Annotated in this window: 14 protein-coding genes; 9 read left to right on the forward strand and 5 right to left on the reverse strand. The window is 44.9% G+C overall.

What is annotated here, in order from left to right:
• Genes DWX23_RS00830 through serB form a run of 3 tightly spaced genes read right to left on the reverse strand, consistent with a single transcriptional unit; the run spans position 1 to position 2,037 of the window.
• Positions 1-474 carry a C-GCAxxG-C-C family protein gene (locus tag DWX23_RS00830; RefSeq protein ID WP_122373056.1) on the reverse strand — a complete coding sequence of 158 codons (474 nt, stop codon included), beginning with the start codon at positions 472-474 and terminating at the stop codon, positions 1-3.
• A 17-nt stretch (positions 475-491) separates the two neighbouring features.
• Entirely contained in the window at positions 492-794 is a 303-nt protein-coding gene (locus DWX23_RS00835; RefSeq protein WP_122352784.1) for a Dabb family protein, read from the reverse strand.
• 16 nt (positions 795-810) lie between these two features.
• On the reverse strand, positions 811-2,037 hold the full coding sequence (gene serB / locus DWX23_RS00840; protein WP_122352785.1) for a phosphoserine phosphatase SerB: 1,227 nt from the start codon (positions 2,035-2,037) through the stop codon (positions 811-813).
• Between the two features lie 155 nt (positions 2,038-2,192).
• On the opposite strand from serB, the gene DWX23_RS00845 reads away from it, so the two are divergent.
• Complete coding sequence (locus DWX23_RS00845; RefSeq protein WP_122352786.1) at positions 2,193-2,717, forward strand: hypothetical protein; 525 nt, start codon at positions 2,193-2,195, stop codon at positions 2,715-2,717.
• A 399-nt stretch (positions 2,718-3,116) separates the two neighbouring features.
• Complete coding sequence (locus DWX23_RS00850) at positions 3,117-3,617, forward strand: thioredoxin-like domain-containing protein (protein ID WP_122352787.1); 501 nt, start codon at positions 3,117-3,119, stop codon at positions 3,615-3,617.
• A gap of 59 nt (positions 3,618-3,676) precedes the next feature.
• On the opposite strand, the gene DWX23_RS00855 is transcribed toward DWX23_RS00850, so the two are convergent.
• Positions 3,677-4,975: a 6-bladed beta-propeller gene (locus tag DWX23_RS00855; protein WP_122373057.1), complete on the reverse strand. Its 1,299-nt coding sequence runs from the start codon at positions 4,973-4,975 to the stop codon at positions 3,677-3,679.
• A 202-nt stretch (positions 4,976-5,177) separates the two neighbouring features.
• Here DWX23_RS00855 and DWX23_RS00860 point away from each other — a divergent pair, with 202 nt between their 5' ends.
• Positions 5,178-7,481: a family 20 glycosylhydrolase gene (locus tag DWX23_RS00860; protein WP_122352789.1), complete on the forward strand. Its 2,304-nt coding sequence runs from the start codon at positions 5,178-5,180 to the stop codon at positions 7,479-7,481.
• A gap of 184 nt (positions 7,482-7,665) precedes the next feature.
• Here DWX23_RS00860 and DWX23_RS00865 read toward each other — a convergent pair whose 3' ends face one another.
• Positions 7,666-9,039 carry an aminopeptidase P family protein gene (locus DWX23_RS00865; RefSeq protein WP_122352790.1) on the reverse strand — a complete coding sequence of 458 codons (1,374 nt, stop codon included), beginning with the start codon at positions 9,037-9,039 and terminating at the stop codon, positions 7,666-7,668.
• A gap of 113 nt (positions 9,040-9,152) precedes the next feature.
• Here DWX23_RS00865 and DWX23_RS00870 point away from each other — a divergent pair, with 113 nt between their 5' ends.
• The 6 genes from DWX23_RS00870 to DWX23_RS00895 all read left to right on the forward strand — a co-directional run bounded on the left by DWX23_RS00870 (position 9,153) and on the right by DWX23_RS00895 (position 13,057).
• Positions 9,153-9,497: a hypothetical protein gene (locus tag DWX23_RS00870; RefSeq protein ID WP_122352869.1), complete on the forward strand. Its 345-nt coding sequence runs from the start codon at positions 9,153-9,155 to the stop codon at positions 9,495-9,497.
• A gap of 14 nt (positions 9,498-9,511) precedes the next feature.
• Entirely contained in the window at positions 9,512-9,934 is a 423-nt protein-coding gene (locus DWX23_RS00875) for an ATP-binding protein (protein WP_122352791.1), read from the forward strand.
• A 6-nt stretch (positions 9,935-9,940) separates the two neighbouring features.
• Positions 9,941-11,320, forward strand: a complete 1,380-nt coding sequence (locus DWX23_RS00880) for a [Fe-Fe] hydrogenase large subunit C-terminal domain-containing protein (RefSeq protein WP_122352792.1) — start codon at positions 9,941-9,943, stop codon at positions 11,318-11,320.
• Positions 11,307-11,645 carry a DRTGG domain-containing protein gene (locus tag DWX23_RS00885; RefSeq protein ID WP_122373058.1) on the forward strand — a complete coding sequence of 113 codons (339 nt, stop codon included), beginning with the start codon at positions 11,307-11,309 and terminating at the stop codon, positions 11,643-11,645. Before DWX23_RS00880 ends, DWX23_RS00885 begins: the two co-directional genes overlap by 14 nt.
• Positions 11,642-12,385, forward strand: a complete 744-nt coding sequence (locus DWX23_RS00890; RefSeq protein ID WP_122373059.1) for a PHP domain-containing protein — start codon at positions 11,642-11,644, stop codon at positions 12,383-12,385. Before DWX23_RS00885 ends, DWX23_RS00890 begins: the two co-directional genes overlap by 4 nt.
• A 150-nt stretch (positions 12,386-12,535) precedes the next feature.
• Positions 12,536-13,057, forward strand: coding sequence for a HAMP domain-containing sensor histidine kinase (locus DWX23_RS00895; RefSeq protein ID WP_122373060.1), 522 nt, complete (start codon positions 12,536-12,538; stop codon positions 13,055-13,057).
• The last annotated feature ends 113 nt before the right edge of the window (positions 13,058-13,170 follow it).

Raw genomic sequence — 13,170 nt, forward strand, 5'->3', positions numbered from 1 at the left:
TCAATCCAATTCGTTTTTCAGCATCCGGCCTGCTATCCGGGCAGCCGTTTCCACATATTTGCAGCAAGGGCGCTTGGCATAATATTCTGCTGTTCTTGCAGAAGGGGCAGGAGTTGTCTGGCTGGCTTCTGCGGCAGGCAAAAGACTCCGGCAGATAATCGTACCATGCTGTTCCTTAAACAATTCAGCCATTTTTTGCACCATTCCATAATTCTTTGTCCGGGCTTCCTGATCATTTTGATCCAGTACCGGATATTTGAATCCAGCAAGCATAGCCATAGCACTGACCGTTCCGCAGACTTCCCGCATCCGGCCTACGCCGCCACCGAAAGAGACAGACATTTGCTTGGCCATATCCAGATTCAGTTCGAAAACATCCGAATAGGCCAGGAATACGGATTGTGCACAGTTAAACCCCGATTCAAAGTTTTGAACGGCAAGCTTTACACGTTCTTCAATATCAAATTCCTTCATAAAGGAAGTATTAAGTATTAGAATTCGTAGTCAACACATGCCCTGTCGGCTTTTACCGGGCCGATAATTCCTTTCGATACAGCTACATGTTCAGGATGATTGGCATATGTTTTTACATCTTCGAGCGAATCGAGCTCTGTTGTCAGGATAATATCCCATGTTTCTTCCGGGTTGATATTGAAATCGACACGGATCATACGCAATATATCGATCTTATCGATCAAAGCTTCCAGCCCCGTTTTGATTTCCTGCATTTTTGCCTGTTTATCGGCAGGAGTTGCAAACTCCGTCAGTTTAAACATTACAATGTGTCTTACCATAAACGCTTTTAATTAATTACATTTGTTCGTCCAAATAGGAATCTTTATATCCCAGGAAATATAATATGCCATCCAGTCCGATCGTGGAGATTGACTGTTTGGCGGTTTCTTTTACTTTCGGTTTGGCATGGAAAGCAATTCCCAACCCGGCTATGCTGATCATAGGCAGGTCGTTTGCGCCGTCTCCGACAGCAACGGTCTGGCGTATATCTACGTTTTCCACCTGTGCGATCAACCGAAGTAATTCGGCTTTCCGTTTACCATCGACAATATCCCCGACGTATCGGCCTGTCAATTTGCCGTCCTCGACTTCAAGCTCGTTGGCATATACATAGTCTATGTTATACTTTTGCTTCAGGTAATTGCCGAAATAGGTGAATCCTCCCGAAAGGATAGCGATTTTGAATCCGACTTTTTTAAGGATACGCATCAGACGGTCGACCCCTTCCGTTATAGGAAGGTTTTCAGCGATCTCCTGCATGACAGAGACGTCCAGTCCTTTCAGTAATGCACAACGCTGGGCGAAGCTTTCGCTGAAATCGATTTCTCCGCGCATAGCCGATTCGGTAATCGCTTTTACCTGGTCGCCGACACCGGCACGAACGGCCAATTCGTCGATCACTTCCGTTTCGATAAGCGTCGAGTCCATATCGAAGCAGATAAGACGACGCATACGGCGATACATACTGTCCTCCTGAAAAGAAATATCCATTACCTGTTCGGAAGAAAGCTTCATAAATTCCGCTTTCATCAGTTCTTTGTCGCAAGGAGTACCACGCACAGAAAACTCGACACTGGCTTTCGGAGTACGGGCATCTTCATCCAGAGGGATACGTCCGGTCAGGCGCTTGATGTCGTCGATATTCATTCCCTGGTCAGCAACAATACGGGTCACTCCTGCAATTTGTCTGGCAGTCAGCTTTCGTCCCAGAATGGTGATGATATACCGGTTCTTTCCTTGCATATCGACCCACTTCCTGTATTCCTGTTCCGTGATCGGGTTGAAACGGATATTTACGTCCAGCTCATAGCTTTTGAAAAGTAGCTCTTTCAGGATATCTCCCGAATTACCTTCGCAACTCTGGAAAAGAATACCCAATGACAAGTTATTATGAATGTCAGCCTGACCGATATCGAGAATAGCCGCATTATTTTTAGCTAAGATCTCAGTAAGGGCGGCAGTGACACCCGGACGATCGGCTCCATTTATATTTAATAGTATAATTTCGTCTTTTTGTCCCATGTTTTTTGTTTTATAAGGCAAAGGTAAACAAGTTATATGCAAATTCAGGCATCCGGATAAACAAAAATTCAAATGAAATTGTTATTTTTACAGAGACGTTATATTTAATTTAGAACCTGGCAACCTTAATAAGTCCTGACTGGCAGGCAAATGAGATGAAGATTCAGTTTGAAGTTAAGGAAAAGCTGCCTGAGATTATTGCCGAAGTACGGCATTCAGACAAATGGCAAACAAAAGTAGTGGAAAAAACGCACAGCCTTGAAAGAGTTACGATCAAAGATCCTAATTATGATTCGGAAGCCTGTGTAGAGATCTGGGAACATGAGATTCATATCCGTACGGCATGGTCTAATTATACCTACCGTATTTTCAAACGGGGTGATTCTTGTTGGTGTGAATATATCGGAGCTTATCGGGGATTACTGGAGCAGACACTGCTTCCTACGTTGACTCCCAAGTTGAACATATTGGATTCTGTCGTTATAGAGAGTTCATTGACCGGTAACAGAAAGGAAACGTTGCGGACTTATAGTTCTGAAAACCTCAAATTGAAAAATTTCCGTCGTGATAATTTCAAGGAAGAATATAACAGAACATCGTTGCAGGACCATCCGACGGTAGTTTATGATGAATATATCAAGGAAGGGATGCCGATGCCTTCCCCTTACGATAAAGAATAACAGGGAAAAGCCCGATGCACTCCGTATCGGGCTTTTTTTATCTCCATATCTATCTAATATACATGATTATTGAGTTTATTAACCTGATTTTAGTATATAGCGAAAACTAAATTTATGTTATAAAACAACCGTTTTAGTGGATTTTTATGCGATAAAACATATAAAAAATCTTGCATTTCAGTCGATTTATGTTATATCGTTTGGAAGGATAGGTAATTTGCCTGTATCTTTGCCAGCGTTAAAAACAAGAAAGTGGCTCCTTAGCGAAGGAAAAGCACTTGTTTATTTCCTGAAAATCAGGAGTCGGACATAAAGATATGCAGAGGAAAGCCGACCGCAGACCGGCGAGTAGAGTGTTGAAGGGTATGTTCCGATTAAGTTTAACGTAAATATTAAATTATGAAGGTAAGAGCTTATGTTCTCATTGTAGCGGTAGCATTTACAATAATGTCGTCCGGTACAAAAGAAGCAAGACCTACCGTGGGTACCAATCCCGGTGATCTGGCTCCGAGAATAGAGTCTTTGGGAAACGAAAGCAATTTCAGTTTCCAAAATCATTCAGGACGTTACACATTGCTGAATTTCTGGGCAGCTTACGATGCTGAATCGCGGGCCCGTAACGTTCAATTATGGAATGAGATTAACAAGTTAAGTTCGGACAGAGTTGCTATGTATTCTGTATCTTTCGATGAGAAAGAATCGATCTTTACCGAGACGGTAAAAGCGGACAGACTGAGCAATACAAAGCAATTTCATGAAGAACTTGGTAAAAAGTCAGAGTTGTATGGAAAGTTTAACCTGAAGAAAGGTTTGAAGAACTTTCTGATCGACGACAAAGGGGTTATCATAGCCGAAAATGTTACTCCGGACAAACTGACTGAAATTTTGAATAGAATTTAATCTGTCGATTATTTATTAAAAAAGAGCTGTTTCGCCCAACGAGGAACAGCTCTTTTTTGTTATTTCAGATGAGCGATCATAAAGATCGGGTTATCTTCGTCATCCACCTTTCCTGATAAATCGAGCAACGCTTGATCCACCTTATTGCCGGCGGCCTGCTTTTCATCTATATATTCATGTAGCTCGTAGGGCCAGAAATAAGCAAACAGTTTATTGTCATAGATACCGAAACGGGGGAAGAAAGTCTCTTTGTGATGAATATCGTCGATAAATCCTTTTCCTTCTATGGCTATGGTTTCACCTGTCCGTTTATTATAATAGGCGATTTGTGGATAAACCTGATCTTCCAGTCCCCGTAAAGCCGGACTTACTACGAATTCATTCCAGATAATAAATATATAATTATCCGTATCGTAAACAGCATTGACCATTTTCTTCCCTTTTGTCAGACGCGTTAATTCGCAATTGTCAAGACAATTCTTGACGGCGGCACTTCTGTCTACGCTGTTCCTGGATTTATGGATACACATTAATGCATCGGTGAAAAGCTCGTTTTGCCGTATCAGCGATACTTCGTCAGGTATTTTATAGTCACCCAGGTCTATGATCCACCGGGAAGCCAGGCCGTTTTCCGTCACCCGGTATATCGTGTCGTTGTAGTAATTATAAAAAAGGGTACTGTCTGAGTTGCAGGTGTAAGCACGTTTTATACCTGTATAACCTACATTGTTCAGTTGTACTTTAGGAATGGAAGGAGAGATAGCCCGCTCGGCTTTCAATGTGTTAAAGTCGCGGTCTATTGTATAGACTGTATCCGGTTGGTTAAATACCGAGATATTATTTCCGGCCGGTGACCAATCATCAACCCAGCCTATTCTGCCCAGTTGTTCAGGTATGTCAAACTCTGATTTGCCCTTTGACAACAGTTGTATTTCTTTCCCGGTAAATTTCCCATTTTCATCATATTCTATCAACTTGTGTCCATAGCTATAAAAATGTCCTTTTGTAAAGATAGAACCCATATATTGCGTAGGGTCTTCGCCCGGTCCTTGTCCGATCCGGCCGATGGTCCGGATAAACCGGCCGTTCAGGTCGAAAACTGTTCGGCTGCATATGATATAAGGAGGAGAGTAGTTAAACCAGCTGGTATTCCTGAGCAAACATTCTTTACGGGTTTCCAATGGGAGATAGGTGATGCTGTCTGCCAGTTCCGACAGATTGACTTTCCGTATATGATCGATTGCATCGGCCAGGCGGATGATGTTGTCGACAGGTTTCTCTTCTGCCTCTGATTGTTTGGGGTTGCCGGAACAGGAGAGCAGAAGACCGGCAAAAAAGAGATAGATTAACTTTTTCATGGCAACGAAATTTATAGGATAACATTAGAAGCTGTTATGAACAAAGATACGACATTATTACGAATTATTCGTAACATATCCGCGAAACAGTGTAAAATGTTATTCGAATCACACATGTAATCTCCTTTCAAAATAAGGGCGAAACGGATTTTTATTGTATTTTTGCTTTCTAATTTATTACCAAACAAATAAACACATAAAAATGTACAAACAATTTCTTGCAGCTTGCTCCCTGACCGGAGCTTTAATGCTGAGTGCATGTTCGCCCACGACGCCTGCGGCACATGATGTTTCCCTGATCCCCGTTCCGAAAGAGATCAAGAATGTGAATGGACAGTTCATCCTGAAGAATGGTATGACGATCGGTGTTGCCGATAAGCAGTTATTACCGGCAGCAAATTATCTTTCCGGCCTTTTATCGCGTGCAACCGGCTATATATATAATGTACGTGAGGGAGACGGTGATATATCTTTGGCGGTAAGTGATATTGCCGGCCAGAATGAAGGAGCTTATACGCTGGATGTTTCTTCCGGTAAAGTGCAGATTAAGGGAAATACTTATGGTGGAGTTATTTCCGGTATCGAATCGCTTCGCCAGCTTTTGCCGGCAGAGATCGAATCGCCGGAAGTGGTGAACGATATTACCTGGAGTGTTCCGGCTGTCCAGATCACGGATGCACCCCGTTTCGGGTGGAGAGGGTTGATGCTGGATGTTTCCCGTCATTTCTCTACTAAAGAAGAAGTGAAAGAACTGCTGGATATGATGGCTCTCTACAAATTGAATAAATTCCATTGGCATCTGACTGATGACCAGGGATGGCGTATTGAAATAAAGAAGTATCCGCTGTTGACTGAAAAAGGAGCCTGGCGTACCTTCAACAATCATGACCGGGAATGTATGAGATTGGCAAAATCACAGGATAATCCGGATTATGAATTACCTGCTGAGAAATTGCAGATTGTACAAGGCGATACTCTGTACGGTGGTTTCTATACTCAGGAAGATATCAAGGAAATCGTAGAATATGCCGGTGTGAGAGGTATCGACGTAATCCCGGAAGTGGATATGCCGGGCCATATGCTGGCTGCCGTAAGCAATTATTCAGGCGTTTCCTGTTTCAACCAGACAGGATGGGGAACCATGTTTTCTTCGCCGGTATGTCCCGGAAAAGACTCTGCCCTTGAATTTTGTAAGAATGTGTATAGCGAAATAATCCCGCTTTTCCCTTATAAATATATTCATTTGGGAGCGGATGAAGTAGAGAAAGCCAACTGGAAGAAATGCCCGGATTGCCAGAAGCGGATGAAAGATAACGGACTGAAGACGGAAGAAGAATTGCAATCCTGGTTCGTTCATAATATGGAGAAATTCTTCAACGATAACGGAAAAGAAATGATCGGCTGGGATGAGATCCTGGAAGGCGGATTGTCTCCGACGGCAACGATCATGTGGTGGCGTACCTGGTCTCCGAACGCTGTTCCGGAAGCAACCGCACAGGGAAACCATGCTATTCTTTCCCCGAATGCAAACTTCTATTTCGATTATCAGCAGGATAAAAACTCTTTGCCGGGTGTTTACAACTACAATCCGATGCCCGAATCGTTGAGTGATGCGCAGAAGGCCTTGATCCTGGGTATTCAGGCAAATCTCTGGTGCGAATATATCCCTTCTTTCGAACGGGCACAGTATATGATCATGCCCCGTATGATGGCTATGGCGGAACTAGCCTGGAGCGATCCTTCCGTAAAAAGCTGGGATGGTTTTAAAGAACGGATGGTTAAGCAATTCCCGCGTCTGAACATCATGGATGTGAATTATCGTATTCCGGATCTGGAAGGATTCAATAATACCAATGCGTTTGTCGGTGAAGGCACATTGACGGTAACCTGTCTCGATCCGAGTGCGGAGATCCATTATACAACCGACGGAAGTACTCCGACTCTGGAATCTCCTCAATATAAAGAACCGGTCAAAGTAACGGAGACGACAGACTTTACTTTCCGTACATTCCGCCCGAACGGAAAGAAAGGCGACATCGTAAAGACACGGTTTATCAAGAGCGAATATGCACCGGCAGCAGAAGCAACCCCTTCAAAGAAAGGTTTGCAGGCTGTATGGCATGAGTTCAGAGGCAGTGCATGCGACGAGATAGAAAAGGCTCCGGTAAACGGTACTTATGAGATATCCGAAGTGACTATTCCGGCAGAAGTGAAAGGAAATATCGGCTTGGTCGTAACAGGTTATTTCAATGCTCCGGAAGATGGTATTTATACCTTCAACCTGTTGTCTGATGACGGCAGTACACTGAAAGTCGACGGAGAGCTGGTTGTCGATAATGACGGTCCTCATTCACCTCGCGAAGTTGTCGGACAAAAGGCGTTGGCAAAAGGTCTTCATCCGATAGAAGTAAAATATTTCGATCATAACGGCGGAATGCTTCAGATGAAGGTGCTGACAGCTGACGGAAAAGAATTACCGGTTAACGATAGTTTATTTGCATTTTAGACATTTCTCACAGTGAGAAATGTTCAATATGATCCCGGGAAGCTTTCTCACTACCGAGAAAGCTTCAAAAGTATTTTTTGAAAGATTCTCACGATGAGAAACAATAAAAAAGACATTTCCGAGCTTTTCTCATGCTTGGAAATGTCTTTTTTGTGATTTTGAAGGATTCTCACAGTGAGAACGACTATCGCAGTGCTTCTACTTCTTCCGTATGCAAAGGAATCTTCTTACCTAACAAACGTGCTCCGTCTTCCGTGATCAGATAATCCTCTTCGTTACGGATACCGCTGAAGTCTTTATAAGTTACCAGCTTTTCATAATTGATAAATTCAGTGAACTTATTCTGGCCTCTCCATAAATCCATCAGTTCAGGAATGAAGTAAACCCCCGGTTCGATCGTAAGAACAAATCCCGGTTCCAGTTTACGTCCCAGGCGGAGAGACTTACGGCCGAACTCAGTGCTCTTCGGCTGTCCGTCATAACCCACATATACCTCACCCAGGTTTTCCATATCATGTACATCCAGTCCCATCATATGTCCCAAGCCACAAGGCATGAACATGGCATGCGCACCAGCCTTTACAGCATCCATCGGATCGCCTTTTACGAAACCAAGATCTTTCAAACCTTCCATAATGACCTTACAAGACAGCTCATACACATCGACGAAAGGAATACCCGGACGAAGGGCGGCAACAGCAGCTTCATGGGCAGCTACCTGGATATCGTAAATATCTTTCTGGCGGGTGGTGAATTTGGAATCGGCCGGAATAGTAGACGACATATCGCCTGCATAGCCCATCTCCGTTTCGGCACCGGCATCGAGCAACAACATATCGCCGCTCTTGATCATATTGCTGTGGTCATGGTTATGCAATGTCTGTCCGTTGATTGTTGCGATAATAGGGAAGGAGAGCTGATAGTCGTTGGCATAAGCCACTTCTGCCACGGCAGCAGCCACTTCGCTTTCGCGGATTCCCGGACGGACCGTACGCATGGCAGTCAGGTGCATGTCGGCAGTGACCACACAAGCCTTTTCGATCTCGACGATTTCTTCCGCCGTTTTATAATTACGCTGGTTAACGACACCGAAAATGAAAGGAACGGAAGGTTGTTCGGTTCCTGGTACGATGCCTAACCACTGGAATAACTTGATCTGATGTTCTGCACGATATGTCGGCAGGTAATGGATACGCTGGCTTTTCTGCCCAGCCGCTTTCAGATAGGTTTCAATTTCCTTGAACGGGCGTACTTCCGTGATACCGGCAGCTTCGCTCTTTTCTTTCAAAGTCGGTTGCGTGCCCATCCATACGATTGCGTCGATGGTCAGTTCGTCACCGAAGATGATCTCTTTGTCGTTGTCTATATCAATGATGGCGGACAGTCCGGCATACGGCAGTCCGAAGAAATACAAGAAAGTAGAATCCTGGCGGAAGTGATACGTGTTGTCTGCATAGTTCATTCCTGACTCATCATTTCCAAGGAAAAGTAACAGACCTGAGCCTATCGTCTGTTTTAGTTTAGCCCGGCGGGCGATATAGGTTTCTTTACTAAACATAAGATTAGAATTTTATTTATTGCTACCAAAGATAGTAATTAATATAGACTAACGGACATCTATTAAAAAATATTTCTTACATTGCCATCACGAATTAAACCTTGCATGCGATTATGAAGATTCAGCAAATACAAGAACTTACCGATGCGGTCGTGGCGTGCGGAAACGACAAGCTAGACCATGATGTACAATGTGCTTTTGCCAGCGACCTGATGAGCGACGTGCTGACACTGGACTGTAATGAAGTCATTCTTATCACCGGACTTTGTAACCTGCAAACAATCCGTACGGCGGAAATGGCAGATGTCGACTGCATCCTTTTCGTCCGTGGAAAAAGAATCACTCCGGAGATGCTGCAACTGGCATCCGAGAATAACATGATCTTACTCGAAACGGAACATTCCATGTATCATACGGTGGGCGAACTGTATTGCAGCGGCCTCGTGCCGGTCTATTAAAGAAAGGAGAAAGTATGCAACTGAGGTTTGAATTAGAAGGAGGAAATTTCTCGAAAGCCGGATATGCGTCCAGCCAGGTCAAGAAGATACTGAAACAGCTGTCCATCGATCCCCGCATCATCAAGAGGGTGGTTGTCGCACTGTATGAGGCCGAGGTAAATGTGGTTGCCCATGCCTGGCGGGGAAAAGTACTGGCGGAACTCGATGCCGATAAGATCTCTTTGTTGTTGAAGGATGAAGGTCCCGGCATCCCCGATATTCCGCAGGCCATGCAGGAAGGGTTCTCGACCGCTTCGCCTGCTGTGCGGGAAATGGGGTTCGGTGCGGGAATGGGATTGCCCAATATGAAAAAGAATGTAGACGAACTTAATATAGAGAGCGAGGTCGGCGTAGGCACAACCGTACGCATGGTCACCTGGTTCGGGAAGAAGGAGTAAAACACCATGGAAGAGACGAAGTTTTATCATGCACTTAAAATAAATCAGGAACGTTGCATCGGTTGTACGCATTGTATGACCAAATGCCCGACCCGTGCAGTCCGTATCCGTGACGGTAAAGCCGTGATACGCAAAGACTGGTGTGTCGATTGCGGGGAATGCCTGAAAGCCTGTCCGGCGGAAGCCATCTATGTGGAGCAGGACGACTTCCAGAAGATATTCGACTATGAATGCCGGGTGGCGCTTGTTCCGACCGTATTTATCGGACAGTTTTCCAAATATACGACGGAAGAGGAGATATTCAGTGCCCTGTATGAGTTGGGATTCACCCATGTGTACCAGGTCGAATTCACTGCCGATATGATCCACCGGGAGATGCTCCGGCAGATGGAACAGGCGGAGGAGAAGCCAGTAATCAGCTCTTTCTGTCCGGCAATCGTGCGGTTGATACAGATTCGTTTCCCGGCGTTGGTCGATAATATTCTTTTGGTGAAAAGTCCGGTTAATGCGACTGCCACCTATTATCATCAGGTGTTGACGGAAGAAGGCTATCAGCCCGGACAGATCGGACTCTTTTACGTGACGCCTTGTGCCGCCAAGATTGCCGCATTGAAAAGTGCGGATGGCTATTCATCCACCATTAACGGTGTGATCAATATGGATACCCTATATAATAAGGTATATCATATCCTGCAAAACCGTCCGAAAGGCTACAAGCCCGAATGTGTCCTTCCGCCCGCCCTGACCAAGAAAGAAATGAGATGGAGCCAGACGGGAGGGGAGGCAAAGCATTTCTCCGGCCGTTGCCTGGCTATCGACGAAATACACAACGTGATCGACTTTCTGGAACGGATGGAAACGACGACGGAGGTCCGGAATGTGGATTTTCTCGAACTGCGTGCCTGTGACCGCAGTTGTGCCGGAGGTGTATTGGCTGTAGCCAACCGTTTCCTGACTGCCGAGCGGATCATGAAGCGTTCGATGAAACGTGATAAGGCCCCGCTTATTTATGCTTCTGAACGGCTGGGGGCATTAGCTTACCTGAAACAACATATCACGATCCGTCCGCTTCCGGCTAATCCGAAACTGCTTTACGACGGCAGCATTGAAGAAGTGCTGAAAAAGATGGAGCAGGTACGGAGATTGATGTGTTATCTTCCGGGAATCGATTGCGGTGCATGTGGAAATCCGAACTGTCAAAGCCTGGCGGAAGATATTGTCCGTCACGAAGCCCAGTTCAGTGACTGTATTTTTATGCAGCGCAATATGGAGAAACATGGCAAGCTGGACCAGGAGCATGCTTTCCGCCTGGTAGAAAAAATATGGGGGAAGGATCGTTTAAATAAAGACTGTTATAAGAAAGGAGCCAAATATGAAGGTCAGTGATCTTGTAAAAGAATTGGAACTCACCGTTTTCTGCAGTGAAGAGAATCTGGATGCCATCGTTAAAGGCGGTTATACCAGCGATCTGTTGAGTGATGTAATGGGGCATATGGAAGAAGGGATGCTATGGATCACCATGCAAACCCATCAGAACATCGTTGCCGTTTCAACCTTGAAAGATGCGGCGGCTGTTTTGATCGTGAACGGTGCTTCACCGGATGAAGAAACGTTGCAGAAAGGGATAGAAGAAGGGGTTCCTTTACTGGGGACGCCGCTTTCCGCATTCGTCGTCAGTGGTAAAATATATCAACTCCTGCAGAACGGATGAATCTTTACCGGGCTGATCTGCATATTCATACTTGTCTTTCCCCTTGCGGAAGCCTGGAAATGAGCCCCACGGTCATTGTCGAAACAGCACTTGCCCGGGGACTGAATATTATTGCCGTAACGGATCATAACAGTACCCTGCAATGTCCTGAGATACAAAAGCTGGGGGCCGAAGCCGGATTGACGGTTTTTGCCGGGGCCGAGGTTTGTACCCGTGAGGAGGCGCATTGTGTGGTTCTTTTGGGAACGGAAGAGGCGCGTGTTGCTTTTCAGCAATATCTGGAGATGTATTTGCCGCCTGTTCCGAACGACCCTAAACGGTTCGGTGACCAGGTGTGGGTGAACCGGCAGGACGAAATAATAGGGGAGGTCCCGTATTTGTTGCTCTCTGCGCTCGACCGCAATGTGAACCAGGTAGCGGCATTTGTAAAGGAACTGGGCGGTCTGTTTATTGCTGCTCATGTGGAACGTCCGTCTTTCAGCCTGATCAGCCAGCTTGGTTTCATTGACCCCGCATTGCCTTTGGATGCGATTGAATATACGGATGCGTCCCGGTTTGCAAGGCTTGTGGACAAACAAAAGTATTTGTCGAACTACACCTCTTATCCGGCTTCCGATGCCCATTACCCGTCACAGATCGGAAGTAATCCATGCCTGATACGGGCATCTGCACCTTTATTCGAAAACATCAGGATGGCTTATGCTAAAACTCAGGAACATTTAGTTTTTTCCTCCGCATAATTAAAAGAATAAGATAAACTATACATAAATGTAAAGCATACTATACGTATAAGTAAGGCACTCTATACAAATACGTAAGGCAGGCTTTCCTTTTATAAAATAGATGAGAAAAAAGTTTAAAATTCACTATTTCAGGAAATAAATATCAGGATGAACACGCTTACATTCCATATCACCGATATTGCCTCGAACAGTGTTCGTGCAGGCGCCACCCGTATTTCGTTGGAAATAACGATTCATGAAGACCATACGACTGTCCGTATTACGGATAACGGTTGTGGTATGGATGCAGAAACGGTCTCCCGGATAACCAATCCGTTCTATACGACCCGGACAACCCGGAAAGTGGGACTGGGAATCCCTTTCCTTATTCAGAATGCAGAACAAACCGGCGGTCATGTCAGCATCACATCGGAGCCGGGAAAAGGAACGGCGGTAACGGCTTGCTTCATTACTTCTAATATCGACTGTCCGCCTATGGGTGATCTGCCCGGAACGGTTGCTATGCTGATAAGCGGGAATCCGGGGATTAATGTCTGTTTTGAATATCGGTTCAATAAAACTGTATATTCAGTTTCTACAGATGAAATCAAAGAAGTACTTGATGGTATTCCAGTAAATCATCCGAAAGTAATGTTACTGATAAAAGAGATGGTAAAAGAGAATATCTAAATATGGAAAATATGAAAAGAAGTAATTTATTATAGCATGCAGATAACAGATCAGATAAGATTTTATACAATTATAGTACTGTCTGGATATCTGTCCGATCTGTTATGTGTGCC

The organism is Parabacteroides sp. AF18-52, from assembly GCF_003479145.1.
Classification (GTDB): domain Bacteria; phylum Bacteroidota; class Bacteroidia; order Bacteroidales; family Tannerellaceae; genus Parabacteroides; species Parabacteroides faecis.

Coding starts and splice junctions, on each gene's coding strand:
- DWX23_RS00830 (WP_122373056.1), bottom strand. CDS start 474: ATGAAGGAATTTGATATTGAAGAACGTGTAAAGCTTGCCGTTCAAAAC.
- DWX23_RS00835 (WP_122352784.1), bottom strand. CDS start 794: ATGGTAAGACACATTGTAATGTTTAAACTGACGGAGTTTGCAACTCCT.
- serB (WP_122352785.1), bottom strand. CDS start 2,037: ATGGGACAAAAAGACGAAATTATACTATTAAATATAAATGGAGCCGAT.
- DWX23_RS00845 (WP_122352786.1), top strand. CDS start 2,193: ATGAAGATTCAGTTTGAAGTTAAGGAAAAGCTGCCTGAGATTATTGCC.
- DWX23_RS00850 (WP_122352787.1), top strand. CDS start 3,117: ATGAAGGTAAGAGCTTATGTTCTCATTGTAGCGGTAGCATTTACAATA.
- DWX23_RS00855 (WP_122373057.1), bottom strand. CDS start 4,975: ATGAAAAAGTTAATCTATCTCTTTTTTGCCGGTCTTCTGCTCTCCTGT.
- DWX23_RS00860 (WP_122352789.1), top strand. CDS start 5,178: ATGTACAAACAATTTCTTGCAGCTTGCTCCCTGACCGGAGCTTTAATG.
- DWX23_RS00865 (WP_122352790.1), bottom strand. CDS start 9,039: ATGTTTAGTAAAGAAACCTATATCGCCCGCCGGGCTAAACTAAAACAG.
- DWX23_RS00870 (WP_122352869.1), top strand. CDS start 9,153: ATGAAGATTCAGCAAATACAAGAACTTACCGATGCGGTCGTGGCGTGC.
- DWX23_RS00875 (WP_122352791.1), top strand. CDS start 9,512: ATGCAACTGAGGTTTGAATTAGAAGGAGGAAATTTCTCGAAAGCCGGA.
- DWX23_RS00880 (WP_122352792.1), top strand. CDS start 9,941: ATGGAAGAGACGAAGTTTTATCATGCACTTAAAATAAATCAGGAACGT.
- DWX23_RS00885 (WP_122373058.1), top strand. CDS start 11,307: ATGAAGGTCAGTGATCTTGTAAAAGAATTGGAACTCACCGTTTTCTGC.
- DWX23_RS00890 (WP_122373059.1), top strand. CDS start 11,642: ATGAATCTTTACCGGGCTGATCTGCATATTCATACTTGTCTTTCCCCT.
- DWX23_RS00895 (WP_122373060.1), top strand. CDS start 12,536: ATGAACACGCTTACATTCCATATCACCGATATTGCCTCGAACAGTGTT.